Origin of the sequence: Burkholderia sp. 9779_493 (assembly GCF_015712215.1) — a bacterium.
GTDB lineage: Bacteria > Pseudomonadota > Gammaproteobacteria > Burkholderiales > Burkholderiaceae > Burkholderia > Burkholderia cenocepacia.
Window position 1 is genome coordinate 19151 of sequence record NZ_JACCQA010000011.1, and the last position, 19877, is coordinate 39027.

Here is a 19877-nt window from a genome sequence, read left to right on the forward strand (position 1 = left end):
GGATACAACATTATATAAATGAATATAATGTTCATTCCTTAATCGTATTCCCGCTCCGATGAACGACGATCTCCCCGCCGGGCTGCCCGCGCCCGATCAGATGCGCGCCGCCGCCGAATCGGCCTGTGCGCTCCTCAAGGTCATGTCGAATCCCGACCGGCTGCTGCTGCTGTGCGAACTGTCGCAGGGCGAGTGCTGCGTGAGCGATCTCGAGGCGCGACTGGACATCCATCAACCGACGCTGTCGCAGCAGCTCGGCGTGTTGCGCGACAACGCGCTGGTTCGTACCCGCCGGGAAGGCAAGACCATCCGCTATTCGCTCGACAGTCCGGCCGTGGTCGCGGTGATGGGCGTGCTGTACGAGCAGTTCTGCGGGGCGACCGCGAAGGAGGCGCGCGATGCAGATTGATGCGCTTCATTTCACGCCGTGGCTGTCGCTGGCCGGTGGCGTGCTGATCGGGCTCGCGGCCGCGTGGCTCGTCGCGTTCAACGGCCGGATCGCCGGCATCAGCGGGATCGTCGGCGGCTTGCTCGCCGCGGGCGGCGCGGAGCGCGGCTGGCGCGTCGCGTTCATCGCCGGGATGATCGTCGCGCCCGTTGCGATGCACGTCGCCGGGCGCAGCCTGACGCCCCGGATCGACGCCGGTTGGCCTGAACTGCTCGCGGCCGGGCTGCTGGTCGGGATCGGCACGCGGTACGCGGGCGGCTGCACGAGCGGTCACGGCGTATGCGGGATGTCGCGCGGGGCGCTGCGTTCGGTGGTCGCGACGGCGACCTTCATGGTCGCGGGCTTCGCGACCGTCTTCGTGCGGCTGCACGTGGCGGGAGGCTGACATGCAGGCAGGATTCGCGTTTCTGGCGGGGTTGCTGTTCGGCGTCGGCCTGATCGTGTCGGGCATGGCCGATCCGCAGAAGGTGCTCGGTTTTCTCGACCTGGCGGGCCGCTGGGATCCGTCGCTCGCGTTCGTGATGGCGGGCGCGACCGGTGTTGTGGTGTTCGCGTTCGCGTGGGCGAAGCGCCGGACCCGCTCTTGGCTCGGCCTGCCGATGCAACTGCCGGCGGTGCGGACGATTACCGTGCGCCTGGTCGCGGGAAGTGCGGCGTTCGGCATCGGCTGGGGAATTGCCGGGTTCTGCCCGGGGCCCGCGATCGTGTCGATCGGCTTCGGGTCGGCCAAGGGGATCGGGTTCGTCGTCGCGATGCTGGCCGGGATGGCGTTGTTCGAGTGGATCGAGCGCTGGCGGAACGGGCGGTGACGCGCGGGACGTTCGCTTGGCACGATTGCTCGGAACATCACGGGTTCATCGGTCACCGCGATGATGCGGTGACTTTCCGGCGTGGCTCACGGCGGGCAAGCCGCGATGTCAGACATGCTCGTTCACGTGCCGGCCGCCGTGCAGTCGACCGGCCAGTCGGCGCAGGATGTCGCGCCACACCGCGAGCATGCTGCTTCGGCCCGAGGGGGCCACGATCGCCGTGCTGACCACGTCGCGGCCGCCAGCCGACAGCGCGACGTGACCGGCGGTTTCGAGCGTCAGGCATTCGCCCTCGTCGAGTTCGCGGCGAATGTATTGCGGTGCATCGGGCAGCCAGTCGAGCCCGCCGTGGCGCAGCGTGACCGCCAGCGCGCCATCCAGCACGATCAGCTGACTGCCCTTGTCGAACCACGCAAAGTGGCTTTGCCCGGCGTCGAGCCGGAGGTGTTGCGTCCGCATGGCGATTCCTTTTCCCGGTTGCTCCGGTTGCGCGGCCTCGCGACGACGAGGCGACAGCGTGCAATCAGGTTAGGGAAACGGACGCGCGCACGACAGATTCAGGGGACGGGAATCTGTTGCGGTGCAGGCGGCGGTTTCGCGCTGCTGTATCGGTGGGTTTCCCTCGAATCTGTATCTGGCGTGCGCGATGGGGCACGGGCACGATGGTCCGCATGACGCCTTTCGCCGACGCTTCCCGTACGCCTTTGCCGATGGACGGCGAGCCGCTTTACGAACGGCTCGCCGAACATTACCGCCGCATCATCGCGGCCGGCACGCTGTCGCCCGGCGACCGGATGCCGTCGGTCCGTGCGTGCATGGCGCAGCACGGCGTGAGCCTGTCGACCGCGATCCAGGCGTTCCGGCGGCTCGAGGATACGGGCTGGTGCGATGCGAAACCGCGTTCGGGTTACTTCGTGCGCCGCCGCGCGGTGGCCATGCTCGACACGCTGCCGGAAAGCGACGGGCCGCCGCTGAGTGTCGAGCCGCCGTTCGCGGGGCTGCACGAACGCGTCTCGCGCGTGATCGACCGTGCGAACGCGGCGACCGATGCGCTGAATCTCGGCGGCGCTTCCGCGCATGCCGCGCTGTATCCGACCGAGCGCCTGCAGGCGCTGGCGATCCGGCTGCTGCGGCGCAAACCCACGTTGCTGACCGATGCGGGGCCCGTCGGCGGTTCGCCCGAATTCCGGCAGACGATGGCCAAACGCGCGTTGTCCTACGGTGTGACGCTGACGCCGGACGACGTGATGTCGACGAGCGGCGGCGTCGACGCGGTGAATCTCGCGCTGCGTGCGGTCGCGCGGCCCGGCGACACGATCGCGATCGAATCGCCGGCCTTCTTCGGGCTGATCCAGCTGCTCGAAAGCCTCGGCCTGCGGGCACTCGAAATCCCGGCAAGCCCGACGACGGGCCTGTCGATCGAGGCGCTCGACGTGGCGCTGGCAGCCTATCCGGACATCCGGGCCGTGGTCGTCGTGCCGAACCTGCAAAACCCGCTCGGCTGCGTGATGCCCGACGAGCGCAAGGCTGCGCTCGTCGCGCTGTGCTCGCGCCACGGCGTGGCCGTGATCGAGGACGAGCCTTATCGCGAGCTCGTCGAGGCGCCGCACGCGGTCAGGCCGGTCAAGGCATGGGATTGCGACGGCACGGTGATCTATTGCCCGTCGTTCAACAAGGTGCTGGCGCCCGGGATGCGGCTCGGCTGGATGAGTGCGGGCCGCTGGCATGCGCGTGTGAGGATGCTGAAATTCGCGCACAGCCGGCACAACGCCGCGCTGCTGCAGGCCGTGGCGGCCGAATTCGTGGGCTCGGGCGCGTTCGATCGGCACCTGCACCGGTTCCGCGAACAGCTGCGCGTGCAGCGCGACGTGACGATCGACGCGATTGCGCGGCATTTCCCGGCCGGCACGCGGATGAACCAGCCGCCGGGCGGGATGCTGCTGTGGATCGCGCTGCCGGAAGGCGTGCGCTCCGATGCGCTGTTCGACGCCGCGCTGGCACATGGCGTCAAGATCGCGCCCGGTTCGATCTTCTCGAATTCGGACCGTTTCGACGGCTATATCCGGCTCGCCTGCACGCGCGTATTCGATGCGGTGCACGAGGCAGCGTTCGACACGCTCGGCCGCCTCGTACGGGAAGCCATGGCGGCCGCGTAAGCGCGACGGCGGCGGCCGGCCGGACTTGCGAATACGCGAGTGCGCCGGCCGGACGCGGGACCGAAGCGGCGAGCCGCCGCCATTTCATCGGCCGACCGTGTGCGTGGCGAGGTGCTGGCGAATCAGCGACAGGTAGCGATCGCCCACCGAGAAATCGCGTGCCGCGCGCGGCCGGGCGGCGGCAGGCCGCAGCGTGGCCGGCGCGCTCATGCCCAGATATCGGCACACGGCCGACGGAAAGGGCTTGCGCGTATGCCCGAGCTGACGTGCCGCGCGCTCGACGCGGGCATCGCCGACCTGGGCACGCAGCCACGCCAGCACTTGGCGATCGGTGTCGTTGACGATACGGACCAGATGTTCCATCGCGCACCTCACTGTTCATAAATACAGTACTGTAAATATAACCAGTGTTTGCGGTAACCGCAAGCGGGCGCGCGTCGGCTGGCCGTTCGGCCAGGGTCAGCGCACCGGCGCGGCGGCGCGCGTGATCCGGGCGGCGGGGGCGGTCGGGGCGGCGCGGCCCGTATAGCGCGCGTCGGTCAGCGTGCCGAGGAACGCGACGATGTCGTCGATTTCCGCGTCGGTCAGCGCGGGTGGCGTGCCGGGCCGGCGGTTCATCGGCGTCGAGTTGACGTTGATGTTGCCGCGATAGGCGGCCGGCACGTCGTCGAACGTCTTGGCGCCGTGATACCAGAAGCCGGGATCGGTCGAGCGCGTGTTGTAGAACGCGACCGCGTCGCGCAGCGTCGTGAACACGCCGTTGTGCATGAACGTCTGCTTGACCGCGACGTTGCGCAGCCCGGGCGTGCGCAGGTAGCCGCACCATTGCGTCGGTTCGGGCCAGCGCAGCCGCCGCGCGGTGTCGCATAGCCCGTTGTCGAAATGGCGCGGGTCGCGGTTCGCCGGCAGCGCGCGGTTGCGCGGCACCGCGATCGCGTCGTAGCCGAAATCGGTGAACAGCGAGCGTTCCGGGCGGCTCGACGTGTCCGACAGCGTGTGGCAGGTCATGCAATTGCCCTTGTCCGGATTCCTGAACAGCGCGAGGCCGCGCATCTCGGCCGGCGCGAGCGGCTTGCGCGTGCGCAGGAACGCATCGAAGCGCGACGTGAACGGCGCCATTTCGTCGCTCTGCAGGTAGGCTTCGACGGCCGAGCCCAGCGCACGCACCAGTTGTTCGGGATCGCGTCGCACCGGCGCGCCGAAGCGTGCGGCGAGATCGGGCGCGAGTTCGGTCGCGTTGACCTTGCGCAGCAGCGCGGCAGGCGACCGGTTGTTCATCTCGTTCGGATCGAACAGCGGCCCGCGGATCTGCTCGGCGAGCGTATCCGCGCGACCGTCGCTGAACAGGCCGCCGAACGGCGACGGCGCGGGCGCATCGTCGTCCTGGTAGAAGTGGCGGCGCGGCACGTAGCGCACATACAGCAGCGACGGCGCGTTGCGCTGGCTGAAGCGCCCGGGCCGGCTGCCTTCCGGCACGCCAGGCCCCGCCAGCGCCGCGGCCGACAGCGTCGGCGCGAACGCGCGGCCCGGGTCGTGGCAGCCCGCGCAGGACATACCGCGCGGCTCGGACAGCCGCGGGTCGAAGAAGATCCGGCGGCCGAGCGCGACGAGCATCGGGTCCGGCGCGAAGCGCGCGGTGGCCGCGTCGATCTTGCCGGTCACCTGCGGCGTGCCGTTGCCGATCGTGTCGACGACGCGCGACGGCGGTGCGCCCGGAAGCAGGACCGTTTCCGCAGGCGCGGCGTGGGCCGTGAGCGTCAGGCCGGCGAACAGGGTGGCGGCAAGCGCGTGCAGCGTCCGCCGGCCACGTACGCCGTGGCCTTCACATCGACCTGCTTTACTCACGGCGCGATGAATCCCGTCTTGTCGCAGGCGAGCGTCGTGCCCGACTGGTTGCACGACGCGAGTAGCTTGCCGGCCGCCGAATACGCATGGAACACCCAGCCCGTCGCCGGTGCCGCGTTGCGCTCCATGATCAGGAAACCGAAGCTGTTGTTGTGCGACAGCCGCTCGATCACGGCGCCCGGCGCGGGCGTCAGGCCGGCCGGGAACGGGTCGGGCAGCGCGACGTCGAGGTTGTCGCCGCCGTTGCCGGACACGATCGTCGCCGGGTGCCCGGACGAGAAGTTGATCGCCTGGAAATCATGCACGTGGCCATGCAGCGCGACGTGCATGCCCGGCGGGTAGTACGCCTGCGCGTTGAGGCTCGACATCACCGATTGCAGCGCGAGGTTGCCCGGCGCGGGCGTGCTGCCGGCGATCGGCGCGAACGCGAGGATCGGATGATGGTTCGTGAAGATCGTCGTCGTCATGCCGGCCTTCGACGCGAGCGAGGCGACCGTCTGGAATTGTTTCTGGTAGATGCCGAACTGCGCGTCGGTCGTCTTGAGCGGCGTGCGGCCGACCTTCGCGGTATCGAACACGATCACCTGCGAACCGCCGCCGAGCGACACCGCATAGGGTTCCGAATAGTTCGCGTTGTTGTCGTTGGCCGGATCGTCGCACGAGCGTGCGGCCGAATACGGGCGCGGGTCGAGGAAGCGGAACCAGCCCTGGCCGGCCCGCGCGCATTCCTCGTGATTGCCGCGCACGACGACCCACGGCGCCTTCGCGAGCAACGGCGCGGCCGGGCGGAACAGGTCGGCCTGCCACGTATCCCAGCCGTAGCCCCACGGGCTGTCCTTGCAGCCGGCGATGTCCGGCGGGCATGCGTTTTCGCGATAGTGGTAGTCGCCGACGTGCAGCACGAGATCCGGCGACAGCTTCGCGACGCTGGCCGCGATGGTGTCGAGCGGCCAGACCGCGGCATCGTTGCACGCCTGCCAGGCGTTGTCGGCCTTCTTCATCCGGCAACCCGTGTCGGCGATGATCGCGATGCGCTGCGGCTGCGCTTTCGGCAGCGGCAGCGTGCGGCCCGCGACGCTCGCCGCCTGCGCGCCGGCCGGCAGCGTCGCCTCGCAGACGGACACCGGGAAGCTCGATGGTTTCGAATCGGCCGGGTCGCTGGCGGTCGGCCGCTGGGCGACGGTCGCGGCGGCTGCGCGCAGCGTCATGCGCGACAGCTTGCCGTCGACGGTCAACTGCGGGCACAGCGGATCGCTGGCCGACGCGGGCGTGTAGTTCGTGATGACGCGCGCGATCGCCTGGTTCGCATCGCCGATCTCGACCCATGCGGCCTGGACGTTGGCCGACGCGCTGGCCGGATCGTCCGGCGTATCGATGTGATTCGAGCACGCGGACAGCGTGGCGAGGGCAACCAGAGGGGCGCAACGTACGAGCAGCGCGCGCGTGAGGAATCGTCGCATGGGAGGGGAGGCACCGTAGGAAAGTCGTCAACGATACGCAGCGCGAATGTAAGAAATGTGAAAAACGGGGCACGACGCAGGCGCGCACGGGCCGGCCTTGACTTCAAGCCGGCTTGAAGCAGCACAGTCCGGTTCGTCATCAATGAATCGGAAGGGGATCGACGATGGAAACCAACCGGCCCAACGAAGCGCAAGCCGCGCTATGGAACGGTCCGTCGGGGCGCGCGTGGGTCGATGCGCAGGCGCTGCTGGACCGGATGTTCGAGCCGTTCGAAACGCTGCTGGCGGCGGCCGCGGCCACGTCGTCAGCCACGCGCGTGCTCGATGTCGGCTGCGGCACCGGCGCCGTTACGCTCGCGATCGCGAGGCGGCTCGGCGCGAGCGCGCAGTGCACGGGCATCGACATTTCGGCGCGGATGATCGACGCCGCGCGGGCGCGTGCCGAACGCAGCGGCCTGCCTGCCCGGTTCGTGTGCGCGGACGTGCAGACGCATGCATTCGAGCCGGCGAGCGTCGACCTGATCGTGTCGCGCCTCGGCGTGATGTTCTTCGACGATCCGGTGCGGGCGTTCGCGAACCTGCGGCAGGCGGCGCGGCCCGCCGCGCAGATGCGGTTCGTCGCGTGGCGCGGCGCGGCCGACAACCCGTTCATGACGACGGCCGAGCGGGCGGCCGCGCCGCTGCTGCCGAACCTGCCCGCGCGGCAGCCCGGCGCGCCGGGGCAGTTCGCGTTCGGCGACCGCCAGCGGATCGCGTCGGTGCTGGCGGACAGCGGCTGGGCCGATGTTGCGATCGAGCCGGTCGAGCGGTCATGTGTGCTGCCCAAGGCCGCGCTGGACGACTACGTTGCGCGGCTGGGCCCGGTCGGCCTGGCGTTGCTGGAGACGGACGAAGCGACGCGGCGGCGCGTGATCGATACGATGCGCGCGGCGTTCGAGCCGTACGTGCACGGCGCCGAGGTGCGCTTCGATGCGGCGTGTTGGCTCGTGACGGCGCGTGCGCCGTCCGCATGACGCGTCGCGTGAAAGCAGCGGATCAGGGAAGGGGCGACGGCCCGTTCGCCCCACATGCTGCGGTGTGCGCGTGACGAAGCGGGGCCTGCGGGTATCAGCGTTTGCGCGCGCGCAGCATCAGCCACGCGCAACCACCGGCCACCAGCGCGAGGCCGAGCAGCACGGCCTCGGCGCCGAGCGCGAAACCGGGCGGCATTTCGCCGCTGTTCGGCACCGGCGACAGGTTGCCGCCCATCGCGACGGCGCCGCCAGCGAGCAGCGCCGCGCAGACGGTCCAGTAGACCTTGCCGAGCGGCGCCGCGGCGCGGATCCGCCACAGCGCGAGGCCCGCGCCGCCAAGGTACAGCACGGCGAGGGTGCCGAGCGCGATGACGTCGGCCGCGCGGCTGTGCAGCAGCCCGCTCATTCGGCCTCCGTCGCGTGTCCCGGAGCCCGGCTGAGCAGGTGCGTGCGCTTGTCCGCGGCCAGCGACACGTAGCGTTCATATTGGCGCAGCACGTCGGCGATCACTTCGTCGCCGCGCAGGTATTCGACGTCGTAGCCGAGCCGGCCGTCCTCGAAGAACGTGACGATGCCATACACGTGCGCACGCGCTTCGTCCGGTTCGGCCGCCTCGCGCACCAGGAACGCGGCCGCGGATTTCGCGGTGACGCGCACGCCGTACACGAAATCGCGGTGTTCGGCGGTCGGCACGGTGAGCCGCACCGCATCGTCGCCGTCGCGCTGCACGTGCGCATCGACGCCGCTCGCGCGCAACTCGTCGGCGACCTTGCGCAGCGCGGGTTCGACCGTTTCCGCGACGAACTGGCGCGCCTCGGCCTCGGTCGTCTGCCGCAGGATGTGCGTCAGGCGATGGCGCCAGTGCTGGCCGGTCCAGAAGCTCGTTGCAGGCGCGACGTCCTGCGAATAGTGCGCGCGATCGGCCGCGAGCCCGCGCCACAGCCCGTAGCAGAGCGCGAGCATGATGATGGCCACCGGCAGCGCGGCGATCAGCGTCATCGCCTGCAGCGCGCCGAGCCCGCCCGCGACGAGCAGGACCGCGGCCGTCACGCCGAGCAGCGCGGCCCAGAACAGCCGCTGCCAGACCGGCGACTGCGCGCTGCCGCGCGTCGCGATCTGGTCGATCACGAACGCGCCCGAATCGGCGGACGTGACGAAGAACACCGCGATCAGCACGATCGCGACGATCGACAGCAGTTGCGGCAACGGCAGGAAATCGAAGAAGCGGAACAGCAGCGCATCGACGTTGGTGGCCGTCTGCGCGAGCGCGCCGGCCGCGCCGTGCGTATCGAGCCAGATCGCGCTGTTGCCGAACACGGTCATCCACACGAGGTTGAACGCGGTCGGCACCAGCAGCACGCCGATCACGAACTGGCGGATCGTGCGGCCGCGCGAGATGCGCGCGATGAACATGCCGACGAACGGCGACCACGACACCCACCATGCCCAGTAGAGGATCGTCCAGCCGCCGAACCAGCCTTCCTCGCGCGGCGGCGCATACGCGTAGGTGCGGAACGACAGGTCGACGAGGCTCGACAGGTACTGGCCGATGTTGTCGCCGAGCGCGCGCAGCAGGAAGGCCGTCGGGCCCGCGACGACCACGAAGGCGAGCAGCAGGAACGCGAGCAGCAGGTTCAGCTCGGACAGCCGGCGCACGCCCTTGTCGAGGCCGGTCGCGGCCGACACGCCCGCGAGGATCACGACCACCGCGACGAGCCCGATGCGGAACAGGTTGCTGCCCGTGTCCCACCCGGCGACCGTATGCAGGCCCGCGCTCAGCTGCATCACGCCGTAGCCGAGCGTCGTCGCGATCCCGGCGACCGTGCCGACCAGCGCGAACGCATCGACGGTGTGGCCGATCCAGCCGTTGATGCGCTCGCGCAGCACCGGATACAGCCCCGAGCGCAGCGTCAGCGGCAGGTTGTAGCGGAAGCCGAAGTACGCGAGCACGAGCCCCATCAGCCCGTAGATCGCCCACGCATGGAAGCCCCAGTGGAAGAAGGTCATCAGCATCGCCTCGCGCGCGGCGGCAGGCGTGCCGGGGTCGACGGTCGGCGGCTTCAGGAAGTGCTGCATCGGCTCGCCGACGCCGAAGTACATCAGGCCGATGCCCATGCCGGCCGCGAACAGCATGGCCGTCCACGACACGAAGCTGAATTCGGGTTCGGCATCGTCGGGGCCGAGCCGGATATTGCCGAAGTCGCTGGCGGCGATCAGCACGAGAAACACGAGGAAGCCGGTGACGGCGAGCACGTAGAACCAGTCGAAACGTGCGATGACCCATTGCTGGCCGGCGGAGAACAGCGCGCCGGCTTCGCTCGGGTGCAGTGCGCATACGACGAGTAGTGCGCCGATGACGGCGAGCGCCGGCAGGACGACCTGCGGCTTGAATGTCGTGCGGGGCATGGGACGGGAATCCGGCATGGCGGGCATCCAGTTGTGGGCGCAACGAGGCGCGACGCCGCCCGGCGCGCCTGTGGCGCGTCGGACCCTGATACGGCGTGCGTCGAGTGTACCGCGGTGTCAGGACTGCAAGAAGGGGGCATGCAGAAGGGGCAAACCTGACGAATTGTAAGGTATCGCGGCGATCGAGAAAACCCGCGCGGTGTGCGTGGCGGGCCGGCGGGGCGGGGAAAACGGCGGCGCGAAGGCAGCGGCGAACGCGGATCGGGCGCCCGGACGGGCACGCACGGCATGCGTATCGTCCGGGCACAGGCGGCGCGCCGAAGGCGCCGCCGGGCGGGTTTCAGAACGTGACGGCGATCCCGGCCATGCCGACGAACTGGCCGTGCGTGGTCGACGGCGTGAGCTGCTGCGAATCGCCGACGATCGGCGCCGCGTCGACGATGTGGCCGGCGCCCTGCGCACCGAGCGTCTGCCCGCTCGAATGCGTGTACGCCTGCAGCGCGTAGAGCGTCGTGCGTTTCGACAGGCTGTACGACTCCTTCAGCGAATATTGTTGATAACGGGCCGCGCTCGCGACACCGTTTGCCTTCGATGCGAGCGTGTACGCGAATGCGCCGGCCACCGAGAACGTCGGCGTGAAGCGGTATGCGGCAAGCGCGCCGTAGGTGTTGAACACTGCCGTGTCGGTGAACGCCGAGCCGTTGCCGGGCAGGTACTTCACGTTCGAATAGTTGAGCCCCAGCGTCAGGTCGCCGAGCGTGTAGTTGCCGGCCGCCGCCACCTGTTCGACCGCTTTCGCGCTCAGGTAGCCCTGGTTCAGCACGGACACCGCGAAGCTGCCCGACGACGCGGTGGCCGGGTTCAGGAAGCCGGCGGACGAGCCCGAGCTGTTGATCCGCAGGTAGCCGGCCGCGATGCCGACCGGCCCGTTCGCGTAGCGCAGCGCGGCGCTGAACGTGTTGCCCTTGCCGGTCGCGCCGGCAATGCCGCCGAACGCGTACATTGCGCTCGCGGTCAGCCCGGCGAAGGTCGGGGACGTATAGGTAACCGAATTGTTGACGCGGATCGTCGTGTCGAGGCCGTCGATGTCGCCCGGATGGGCCCCGGTGGCGCCGGTCAGCCAGCTGCTCGACGCGTACGGGCCGACCAACAGGAAGTAGGGGGTGTACTGGCGGCCGGCCGTGACCGTGCCGTAGCTGGCGTTGCGCAGGCCGACGAAGGCCTGGCGATTGAAGATCGTGCCGGCGGCGGCCTGCGCGCCCGTATTCAGGTTGAACCCGGCCTGGAGGTCGAAGATCGCGTGCGTGCCGCCGCCGAGATCCTCGTCGCCGCGCAGCCCGAACTTCGACGCGTACAGGTTGCCGTCGCGCATGTAGACGTTCGAATGTCCCTGCTGGTTGTTCACGTACGCGAGCGAATCGTCGACGACGCCGTACAGCGTCACGCTGCTCTGCGCATGAGCGGCGGTCGTACCGAGCGATGCGGCCGATAAAATGAGGATTGCATAACGGTTGACGGGTGCTTTCATTGTCGATCTCCGGGGTGCTTCATCTTTTCAAGGGGAGGTTGAATGCCTCCTCTGTGGCAGGCGGCGGACCGCGCGAACGGCCCGCCTGATCGGGGCTGCTTGCGATTCAGTGGTTCAGTGGTCGAACGCGACGACGAGGCGGCGCCATGCGCCGTCCCGCGCATCCTGCTCGACACGTGCGCCGCGCACGGCCACCGGGCCTTGCAGCGACGCGGGCAGCAGGATCTCGACGCGCTCGGCCGGGCGCGCCGGGCGGCCGTCCCAGCGGACCGACACGCCGAGCACGCCGGACGCCTCGCGGCCGGTCTCGATGCGCCACAGTCCGTATTCGCCGTCGCGCCATGCTTCCGTCTCGCCGTCGTCCTCGACGCATTCGCCATACGCGACGCCATCCTCGATCCGTGGTGCGACGAGGAAGCCGCGCGTGTCGGCGCGCGCCCCGAAATGCTGTTCCGCGACGTTCAGCGGCAGCACGCGGCCTTCGCGCAGCAGCATCACCGGCGTGTCGAGCGGTGCGGGCAGCGTCACGCTCGCGCCGCCGTCGAACGACTGCGCACTCGCGCAGCAGGTCCAGCGTGCGCCCGACGGCAGATACACCGTGCGCTCGGTCTGGCCGGGATCGACGACCGGCGCGACCAGCAGCGCGTCGCCGAGCATCATGTCGTCGCACGCGTCGTAGCAGCGCGCATCGCCGGGGAAGTCGGCGAGCGTCGGCCGCAGCACGGGCTCGTAGCGCGTCGTCGACAGCCACAGCAGGTGATAGAGGTACGGCAGCAGCCGGTAGCGCTGCTTGATCAGCGACGCGATCTGCGCGGTGATCTCCGGGTACATCCACGGTTCGTTGACGGTGCCGTCGTCGTTCCACGAATGGATGCTGAAACGCGGCATGAAGATGCCGAACTGCACCCAGCGCAGCAGCAATTCGGGCGACGGCGCGGGGCCGGAGAAGCCGCCGATGTCGTGGCCGATGTTCGACACGCCCGACAGCGCGAGCCCGAGGCCCATCTTCAGGTTGTAGCGCAGCGTTTCCCACGACGTGTAGTTGTCGCCGGACCACGTCTGCACGTAGCGCTGCATGCCCGCGCCGCCGGAGCGCGACACGAGGAACGGCCGCCGCGCCGGCGCATGCGCGCGCTGCGCGTCGCGCGACGCACGCATCATCAGCATCGTCTGCAGCACCTTCGCTTCGCGCGCCGGGAACGGCTGGCCGAAGCCGTGCGCGATCGCGTCGGGCGACCAGATCTCGTATTCGTTGTTGTCGTTCCAGGTCGATTCGATCCCGTATTCCAGCAGCGCCGACGTGACCTGCTCGCGCCACCAGCGGTATGCGTCCGGCTGCGTGAAGTCGAGGTACGCGCCGACTTCGTCCCAGAACTGCACCCACGCGGGCTCGCCGGACGCCGAGCGGATCAGCAGCCCGCGCTGCGCGGCGTCGTCGAAGGCCGGATGGTCGCGCAGCAGGCACGGCTTGATGTTCGCGCACAGGCGGATGCCATGGTCGCGATAGTGCTGCACGAAACCTTTCGCATCGGGAAACTTGTCGCGGTTCCAGTTGAACACGTAGCGCTTCGCGCCGATCGACGTATAGCCCGACGACAGGTGGAACGAATCGCACAGGATGTCGTGCGCGTCGCACTGCTCGACGAACTGGTTCATCTGCTGCTGCGCGTCCGGCGCATCGGTGTAGCTCATCGTCGAGCCCGAATAGCCGAGCCCCCATTTCGGCGTGCGCGCGGGGCGCCCGGTCAGCCACGTGAAGCGCCGCGTGGCCGCGAGCGGCGTATCGGGCGACGCGATGAAGTAGTAGTCGAGATCGCCGTGCTCGGCGACGAAATAGCGGTACGGGCCGTGATAGTTGTCGAGCTCGCGGCCCATGTCGAACGAGCAGTCCGACAGCGTGTCGTAGAACAGCCCGAAGCCCTGGCATGCATCGGGCGACCACGTGATGTAGAACGGGATGTGCTTGTACAGCGGGTCCGTGTGTTTCGCGCTGTAGCCCATCGCGTCGATGTTGCGCATCTCGAAGCGTGTGCCCGTGCGGTCGAGTTCGCCCGCGCGTTCGCCGAGGCCGAAGACCTGGTCGCCGCGCTCGCGGGCGACGTAGTGATACACGCGGTCGTCCCACCAGCCGAAGTTGTACGCCTGCGTCGCGCGGTCGGCGAGTGCGACGCGCCATGCGCCATCCGCGCCGCGCATCGACCACGTGCAATGGCCGCCTTGCCGGCGCACCGCGAGCCGGATCCGCGCGGTTTCGATGCGCACGCCGTCGTCGTCCTCGGTCAGTTCGTACCCGGGCAGCGTGAAGTCGCTCAGGTCGAGGCGGTCGCGGCCGTCGAGCGGCACGTCGTCGAGACCGGGCGCGATGGTCCACGTGCGCGGGTTGCGCGCGGTCGCGTCGGGCAGCACGCGCACCCGCACGATGTCGTCCTCGAGCACGAAGATTTCGACGGTGGCGCCCGTATCGGACGCGAGCAGCACACGGTTCGCGTGGTGGCTGTCGACGCGGAACACGGGCGGATGAAGAAGCGAAGTCATGAATGCGATTCCTGGTAAAGGCGGAGATCAGGCGTGCTGCGCGAGCAGGCGTTCCTGCTTCGACTGGCCGCGGATCAGCACCGCGAGCAGCGTGACGCCGATGATGTCGAACAGGCCGAGGCACGCGAACAGCGGCGCATAGCCGATCTTGTCGGCGAGCGCGCCGACCAGCAGCGAGAAGCCGAGGCCGCCGATCCACGCGGCCATTCCGGCGAAGCCGCTCGCCGTGGCGACTTCCTCGGGGTCGAACACGTCGGCCGACAGCGTGTTGACGAGCGCGGAGATCATCTGGTGCGCGAAGCCGCCGACGCAGAAGAGTGCGATCGCGGTGTACGGCGACGACGCGAGCCCGATCATCGCCGGCCCGAGCATCAGCAGCGCGCCGAGCGCGACGCCCGCGACGCGCGACCACACGAGCGGCAGCCTGAAGCGATTCGCGAGGTAGGGCGACAGGTAGCCGCCCGCGATGCCGCCCAGGTCGGCCGCGAGAAACGGCATCCACGCGAACACCGCGATCTGCGTGAGTGGCATGTGGCGCTCGGTCGCGAGGTACAGCGGAATCCAGAAGCTGAAAGTTTGCCACGCGGGTTCCGCGAAGAAGCGCGGCAGCGCGATGGCCCAGAAGCGCCGGGCGGTGACGACGTCGCGGATGCGGCGCGTCGACACGGGCGGCATCGTGGCCTGGCCGTCGCGGATCAGCGTGCGTTCCTGCGGCGTGATGCGCGGATGAGCGGCCGGCGAACGGTACTGCGTGTACCACAGCGCGGCCCACACGAACCCGAGCGCGCCGGTGGCCATGAACGCGGCCTGCCAGCCGAACCGCATCGACAGGAACACGACGAGCGGCGGCGCGATCGCGGCGCCGAGCGACGTGCCCGCGTTGAAGTAGCCGACCGCGACGGATTTCTCGCGATCGGGAAACCACTCGGCGACGGCCTTCATCCCCGATGGAATCGCGGCGGCCTCGAACAGGCCCAGCAAGCCGCGCAGGATGCCGAGCGACAGCCAGCCCGACGCGAAGCCGTGCGCGACGCCGACCACCGACCACAGCATCGCGAACAGCGCGAACCCGAGCCGCAGCCCGATCAGATCGACGATGAACCCGCATACCGGCTGCATGATCGTGTAGCCGATCTGGAACGCGCCGACGATGTACGAGTACTGCTGCGTCGAGATCGCGAACACCTGCTTGAGTTCGGGCGCGAGCACCGCGAGGGAATTCCGTGCGAGGTAGTTGAGGATCGTGCCGAGACACACGAGCACGATGATCCACCAGCGCAACGCCTTGACTGTCTTCACTGCTGTCTCCTGTCAGGCAGGGCGGGCGCGCGGCGCCTGCCCGGTCCGTGAGGGCCATCCATTCGAGATGGCTCGTTTCGTTTATTTGTACGATGTCCGATCTTGATGCGCGCCGGTTTTACCCGGTTTATATCGAAATCACGGTGTTCGAGCGAACATTCCGCCGTCATCAAACTGCAATGTTATCTGACGACTGATCATTTTCGAACATCCTATGTTCGAATGCGAATCCGGTCAACGTGAATCTGCATTCGAACGAACCTGCTCGGGGTTTTCCCGATGGCGGACGGCAAGCCGATGAGCGGCGACACCCGGCGCTCGGCCGCCAGAGGCCCGTGCGGCGGGGCCGGGCGATCTTCCGGACGGTCGATGGACACCCGGCGGGGCGTGACAACCCTGATGAAAATTTATTTCTTTTTTCGAGATAGATTGTGTAAATTGATTTTCATCCACCTTGCAACGACCCTTCGCATGACGCCCCTCGTTCCGCACGATGTCAGTCACGACGAACCCGCGATCGCCGAGCGGATCGCGTCGGCGATGCCGTTGATGACGCCGATTCACCGGCGCATGGGCGAGTTCGTGCTCGCGAACCCGTTTCGCGCGGCGACGATGCGGATCGATGAGCTCGCGCAGGCCGTGAATGCATCGATCGCGACCGCGAACCGCTTCGCGAAGGCGCTCGGTTTCGACGGCTATCCGGCGATGCGCGCGGCGCTCGTGCGCGGCTTCGAGGCCACGCTCGGACCGGTCGAACGGCTGCGTTCCGCGCAGGAGCAGGAGTCCGGCGTGCGCGGCGCCGCGTGGATCGACGCGGTATTCGACCAGGCTGCCGCCAACATCGAGAACACGCGTGCGCAACTGGACGCGGCCGATGTCGAGGCGGCGGTCGAGGCGATCGTCGGCGCGCGGCGCGTGCTGATTCTCGGCGCCGGGTCGAGCGCGTTTCTCACCGGCCTGATGGAGCACGGACTGTCCGTCTGCCATGACAGCGTGCAGTCGCTCGCGCTGCTCGGTGGCCCGTCGCACGCGGCGCGGCGCCTGTACACGGCCGATTCGCGCGATCTCGTGATCGCGCTCGCGTTTCCGCGCTACGTGAAGGACACGATCGAGCTGGCCCGTCGCGCGGCGGCGCGCGGGGCGCGCGTGCTCGGCATCTCCGACGGCCCGCAATCGCCGCTCGCGCCGATCGCGTCGCTGAACCTGTACGTCAAGGCCGAACGGCGTTTCGCGGCCACGTCGGAAGCCGCCGTGCTGACGATGATCGAGGCGCTGATCGATGCGGTCGCGCTGCGCACGCACCGGTCCGCGAAATCCGCCGCCGAGATGACCGAATTCCTGCTGCCGTGGCTCGTGCAGCCGCAAGCGGCGCTGCCGGCCACCAACCCTTCTTCCCCACGTCCGAAAAAATCATGACTTCACCCGCGATCGTCGCGATTCACGGCGGCGCAGGCACGATCCTGCGCGAAGCGATGGATACCGACACCGAACGTCGGTACCGCGCCGAACTCACCGCGATCCTGCAGGCCGCGCAGCGCGTGCTGGCCGATGGCGGCAGCGCGCTCGACGCCGTCACCGTCGCGGTGCGGATGCTCGAGGACTGCCCGCTGTTCAACGCCGGGCGCGGCGCCGTGTATACGGCCGAAGGCAAGCACGAACTCGACGCGGCGGTCATGGACGGCGCGACGCTCGGCGCCGGCGCGATCTGCTGCGCGACCCGCGTGCGCAACCCGGTGCTCGCCGCGCGGCGCGTGATGGAGGCGAGCGAGCACGTGCTGTTCGCCGGCGCGGGCGCCGATGCGTTCGCCGCCGCGCAGGGGCTCGAACTCGCGGAACCCGGCTACTTCGACACCGAATCGCGGCATGCGCAGTGGGTGAAGGCGCGCGCGGCGGCCGGCGCGATGCTCGATCACGATGCGGCGACGTTCGTGTTCGGCCAGTCGCAGCAACAGCCGCAGCCGGCCGAGCCGCTCGATCCGGACCGCAAGCACGGCACGGTCGGCGCGGTCGCGTGCGACCTGAACGGCCACATCGCGGCGGCGACGTCGACGGGCGGCATCACGAACAAGCAGCCGGGGCGCGTCGGCGATTCGCCGATCATCGGCGCCGGCTGCTACGCGGACGACGCGACCTGCGCGGTCTCGTCGACGGGCACCGGCGAGATGTTCATGCGGCTCGCGACGGCCTACGACGTCGCCGCGCAGATCGCGTATCGCGGCGCGTCGCTCGCCGACGCCGCGCACGACGTCGTGATGAACAAGCTGCCGCGTCTCGCGGGCCGCGGCGGGATCATCGCGGTCGACGCACAGGGCAACGTCGCGATGCCGTTCAACACCGAAGGGATGTACCGCGGCTACGCGCGCGTCGGTGAAGCGCCGGTCGTCGGCATCTACCGCGACGACGCGGCCTGATTCCGGATCGCACGAGGAGACACGCATGACTTCGAGCCGTAACCCGTCGCCGCTGGCGCTGCCCGAGCAGCGCGTGGTGGCCGTCGACGACCTGTCGGTCACGTTCCGCCGCGAAGGCGCGACGTTCGACGCGGTGCGCAACGTGTCGTTTCACGTCGATCGCGGCGAGACGCTCGCGATCGTCGGCGAATCGGGCTCGGGCAAGTCGGTCACGTCGCTCGCGCTGATGCGCCTCGTCGAGCACGGCGGCGGCGAGATCACGAGCGGACGGATCGCGTTCCGGCGCCGTGGCGGCGCGCTGGTCGATCTCGCGCAGGCGAGTGCCGCGACGATGCGCGGCATCCGCGGCGCGGACATCGCGATGATCTTCCAGGAGCCGATGACGTCGCTGAACCCGGTGTTCACCGTCGGCGACCAGATCAGCGAGGCGATCGCGCTGCACCAGTCGAAGGGCACGGCCGAAGCGCGCGCGGAGGCGCTGCGGCTGCTCGATCTGGTGCGCATCCCGGAAGCGCGCCGCGTGTTCGCGCGCTATCCGCACCAGTTGTCGGGCGGGATGCGGCAGCGCGTGATGATCGCGATGGCGCTGTCGTGCCGGCCCGCGCTGCTGATCGCCGACGAGCCGACGACCGCGCTCGACGTGACGATCCAGGCGCAGATCCTGCAACTGGTGCGCGGGCTGCAGGACGAAATGAACATGGGCGTGATCTTCATCACGCACGACATGGGTGTGGTGGCCGAAGTCGCCGACCGCGTGCTCGTGATGTACCGCGGCGAGAAGGTCGAGGAGGGCGGGTCGGACCGCATCTTCGCGACGCCCGCGCATCGCTACACGCGCGCGCTGCTCGCGGCCGTGCCGCGGCTCGGCTCGATGCAGGGCACCGACGCCCCCGAGAAATTCCCGCTGCTGAAGGTGGACGGCACCAGCGCGACGGCGCCGGCCCCGACCACGGCGTCCGCCGCGAACGACGCGCAGCCGCCCGTCGATCATGCCGCGCCGCCGATCCTGCGCGTGCGCGATCTCGTCACGCGCTTTCCGGTGAAGAGCGGCGTGTTCGGCCGCGTGTCGCAATACGTGCATGCGGTCGAGCGCGTGAGCTTCGAGTTGCGCGCGGGCGAGACGCTCGCGCTCGTCGGCGAATCGGGCTGCGGCAAGTCGACCACCGGTCGTTCGCTGTTGCGCCTCGTCGAATCGCAAAGCGGCTCGATCGAATTCGACGGCCGCGACATCAGCGCGCTGAAGGGCCCGGACCTGCAGGCGCTGCGCCGCAACATCCAGTTCATCTTCCAGGACCCGTTCGCCTCGCTGAACCCGCGCCTGACCGTCGGCTTCTCGATCATGGAGCCGCTGCTCGTGCACGGCGTCGCGAGCGGCGCCGAGGCGCAGGCGCGCGTCGACTGGCTGCTCGACAAGGTCGGCCTGCCGCCGGAAGCCGCGCGCCGCTATCCGCACGAATTCTCGGGCGGCCAGCGCCAGCGGATCGCGATCGCGCGTGCGCTCGCGCTGAACCCGAAGGTCGTGATCGCCGACGAGTCGGTGTCGGCGCTCGACGTGTCGGTGCAGGCGCAGATCGTCAACCTGATGCTCGACCTGCAGCGCGAGCTCGGCGTCGCGTACCTGTTCATCTCGCACGACATGGCGGTGGTCGAGCGCGTCAGCCATCGCGTCGCGGTGATGTATCTGGGCCAGATCGTCGAGATCGGCCCGCGTCGCGCGGTGTTCGAGGCGCCGCAGCATCCGTACACGAAGAAGCTGATGAGCGCGGTGCCGGTCGCCGATCCCGCGCGCCGGCATGCGCCGCGCCAGCTCGCGGCGGACGAGATTCCGAGCCCGATCCGCGCGGTCGGCGACGAGCCGGTCGTCGCGCCGCTCGTCGCGGTCGGTCCCGATCATTACGTCGCGACGCATCGCGTCGGCGGCGCGTATTGAGTGGTGGAGTCGTGCGCCGCGATGACGGCGCGCGAGT

The 19877-nt window shown here is 69.2% G+C and carries 17 protein-coding genes; 8 read left to right on the forward strand and 9 right to left on the reverse strand.

Annotated elements, in window-relative coordinates:
- Positions 1-58 precede the first annotated feature (58 nt).
- Genes H0X95_RS13255 through H0X95_RS13265 form a run of 3 tightly spaced genes read left to right on the forward strand, consistent with a single transcriptional unit; the run spans position 59 to position 1257 of the window.
- A complete protein-coding gene (locus tag H0X95_RS13255; protein ID WP_034202469.1) occupies positions 59-409 on the forward strand; it encodes an ArsR/SmtB family transcription factor in 351 nt (116 codons plus the stop codon).
- Positions 399-833: a YeeE/YedE family protein gene (locus H0X95_RS13260; RefSeq protein WP_059723233.1), complete on the forward strand. Its 435-nt coding sequence runs from the start codon at positions 399-401 to the stop codon at positions 831-833. The genes H0X95_RS13255 and H0X95_RS13260 overlap by 11 nt, the downstream gene beginning before the upstream one ends.
- A 1-nt stretch (position 834) precedes the next feature.
- Positions 835-1257: a DUF6691 family protein gene (locus tag H0X95_RS13265; protein ID WP_059723237.1), complete on the forward strand. Its 423-nt coding sequence runs from the start codon at positions 835-837 to the stop codon at positions 1255-1257.
- A gap of 108 nt (positions 1258-1365) precedes the next feature.
- On the opposite strand, the gene H0X95_RS13270 is transcribed toward H0X95_RS13265, so the two are convergent.
- A complete protein-coding gene (locus H0X95_RS13270) occupies positions 1366-1716 on the reverse strand; it encodes a hypothetical protein (protein ID WP_059723240.1) in 351 nt (116 codons plus the stop codon).
- 212 nt (positions 1717-1928) lie between these two features.
- Between H0X95_RS13270 and H0X95_RS13275 the strand changes: the two genes are divergently transcribed.
- A complete protein-coding gene (locus H0X95_RS13275; RefSeq protein WP_408580720.1) occupies positions 1929-3413 on the forward strand; it encodes an aminotransferase-like domain-containing protein in 1485 nt (494 codons plus the stop codon).
- Positions 3414-3497: 84 nt separating this feature from the next.
- On the opposite strand, the gene H0X95_RS13280 is transcribed toward H0X95_RS13275, so the two are convergent.
- The 3 genes from H0X95_RS13280 to H0X95_RS13290 form a co-directional block, all read right to left on the reverse strand.
- On the reverse strand, positions 3498-3776 hold the full coding sequence (locus tag H0X95_RS13280) for a hypothetical protein (protein WP_006488718.1): 279 nt from the start codon (positions 3774-3776) through the stop codon (positions 3498-3500).
- A 96-nt stretch (positions 3777-3872) separates the two neighbouring features.
- On the reverse strand, positions 3873-5258 hold the full coding sequence (locus H0X95_RS13285) for a cytochrome-c peroxidase (protein ID WP_059723244.1): 1386 nt from the start codon (positions 5256-5258) through the stop codon (positions 3873-3875).
- The gene (locus tag H0X95_RS13290) at positions 5255-6718 is read right to left on the reverse strand and encodes a metallophosphoesterase family protein (RefSeq protein WP_196446077.1); all 1464 of its coding nucleotides are present in this window, start codon (positions 6716-6718) and stop codon (positions 5255-5257) included. Before H0X95_RS13290 ends, H0X95_RS13285 begins: the two co-directional genes overlap by 4 nt.
- 164 nt (positions 6719-6882) lie before the next feature.
- Here H0X95_RS13290 and H0X95_RS13295 point away from each other — a divergent pair, with 164 nt between their 5' ends.
- Positions 6883-7731 (forward strand): class I SAM-dependent methyltransferase, encoded by an 849-nt coding sequence (locus H0X95_RS13295; RefSeq protein WP_059723248.1) that lies wholly within the window; start codon positions 6883-6885, stop codon positions 7729-7731.
- A 94-nt stretch (positions 7732-7825) separates the two neighbouring features.
- Here H0X95_RS13295 and H0X95_RS13300 read toward each other — a convergent pair whose 3' ends face one another.
- From H0X95_RS13300 to H0X95_RS13320, 5 genes are all read right to left on the reverse strand, one after another.
- Positions 7826-8137: a hypothetical protein gene (locus H0X95_RS13300; RefSeq protein ID WP_006495039.1), complete on the reverse strand. Its 312-nt coding sequence runs from the start codon at positions 8135-8137 to the stop codon at positions 7826-7828.
- Entirely contained in the window at positions 8134-10155 is a 2022-nt protein-coding gene (locus tag H0X95_RS13305) for a BCCT family transporter (protein ID WP_059723251.1), read from the reverse strand. Before H0X95_RS13305 ends, H0X95_RS13300 begins: the two co-directional genes overlap by 4 nt.
- A 322-nt stretch (positions 10156-10477) precedes the next feature.
- Positions 10478-11665 carry a porin gene (locus H0X95_RS13310; RefSeq protein WP_006495036.1) on the reverse strand — a complete coding sequence of 396 codons (1188 nt, stop codon included), beginning with the start codon at positions 11663-11665 and terminating at the stop codon, positions 10478-10480.
- A gap of 114 nt (positions 11666-11779) precedes the next feature.
- Positions 11780-14200: a glycoside hydrolase family 31 protein gene (locus H0X95_RS13315; RefSeq protein WP_059723254.1), complete on the reverse strand. Its 2421-nt coding sequence runs from the start codon at positions 14198-14200 to the stop codon at positions 11780-11782.
- Between the two features lie 27 nt (positions 14201-14227).
- Positions 14228-15499 (reverse strand): MFS transporter, encoded by a 1272-nt coding sequence (locus tag H0X95_RS13320; protein ID WP_196446078.1) that lies wholly within the window; start codon positions 15497-15499, stop codon positions 14228-14230.
- A 471-nt stretch (positions 15500-15970) separates the two neighbouring features.
- On the opposite strand from H0X95_RS13320, the gene H0X95_RS13325 reads away from it, so the two are divergent.
- The 3 genes from H0X95_RS13325 to H0X95_RS13335 are packed head-to-tail and all read left to right on the forward strand — an operon-like array spanning position 15971 to position 19840.
- On the forward strand, positions 15971-16915 hold the full coding sequence (locus H0X95_RS13325; RefSeq protein WP_006482638.1) for a MurR/RpiR family transcriptional regulator: 945 nt from the start codon (positions 15971-15973) through the stop codon (positions 16913-16915).
- A complete protein-coding gene (locus H0X95_RS13330) occupies positions 16912-17910 on the forward strand; it encodes an isoaspartyl peptidase/L-asparaginase family protein (RefSeq protein WP_006482631.1) in 999 nt (332 codons plus the stop codon). Before H0X95_RS13325 ends, H0X95_RS13330 begins: the two co-directional genes overlap by 4 nt.
- Positions 17911-17935: 25 nt before the next feature.
- Positions 17936-19840, forward strand: a complete 1905-nt coding sequence (locus H0X95_RS13335; RefSeq protein ID WP_048985807.1) for a dipeptide ABC transporter ATP-binding protein — start codon at positions 17936-17938, stop codon at positions 19838-19840.
- Positions 19841-19877 lie beyond the last annotated feature (37 nt).

Coding starts and splice junctions, on each gene's coding strand:
- H0X95_RS13255 (WP_034202469.1), top strand. CDS start 59: ATGAACGACGATCTCCCCGCCGGGCTGCCCGCGCCCGATCAGATGCGC.
- H0X95_RS13260 (WP_059723233.1), top strand. CDS start 399: ATGCAGATTGATGCGCTTCATTTCACGCCGTGGCTGTCGCTGGCCGGT.
- H0X95_RS13265 (WP_059723237.1), top strand. CDS start 835: ATGCAGGCAGGATTCGCGTTTCTGGCGGGGTTGCTGTTCGGCGTCGGC.
- H0X95_RS13270 (WP_059723240.1), bottom strand. CDS start 1,716: ATGCGGACGCAACACCTCCGGCTCGACGCCGGGCAAAGCCACTTTGCG.
- H0X95_RS13275 (WP_408580720.1), top strand. CDS start 1,929: ATGACGCCTTTCGCCGACGCTTCCCGTACGCCTTTGCCGATGGACGGC.
- H0X95_RS13280 (WP_006488718.1), bottom strand. CDS start 3,776: ATGGAACATCTGGTCCGTATCGTCAACGACACCGATCGCCAAGTGCTG.
- H0X95_RS13290 (WP_196446077.1), bottom strand. CDS start 6,718: ATGCGACGATTCCTCACGCGCGCGCTGCTCGTACGTTGCGCCCCTCTG.
- H0X95_RS13295 (WP_059723248.1), top strand. CDS start 6,883: ATGGAAACCAACCGGCCCAACGAAGCGCAAGCCGCGCTATGGAACGGT.
- H0X95_RS13300 (WP_006495039.1), bottom strand. CDS start 8,137: ATGAGCGGGCTGCTGCACAGCCGCGCGGCCGACGTCATCGCGCTCGGC.
- H0X95_RS13305 (WP_059723251.1), bottom strand. CDS start 10,155: ATGCCGGATTCCCGTCCCATGCCCCGCACGACATTCAAGCCGCAGGTC.
- H0X95_RS13310 (WP_006495036.1), bottom strand. CDS start 11,665: ATGAAAGCACCCGTCAACCGTTATGCAATCCTCATTTTATCGGCCGCA.
- H0X95_RS13315 (WP_059723254.1), bottom strand. CDS start 14,200: ATGACTTCGCTTCTTCATCCGCCCGTGTTCCGCGTCGACAGCCACCAC.
- H0X95_RS13325 (WP_006482638.1), top strand. CDS start 15,971: ATGACGCCCCTCGTTCCGCACGATGTCAGTCACGACGAACCCGCGATC.
- H0X95_RS13330 (WP_006482631.1), top strand. CDS start 16,912: ATGACTTCACCCGCGATCGTCGCGATTCACGGCGGCGCAGGCACGATC.
- H0X95_RS13335 (WP_048985807.1), top strand. CDS start 17,936: ATGACTTCGAGCCGTAACCCGTCGCCGCTGGCGCTGCCCGAGCAGCGC.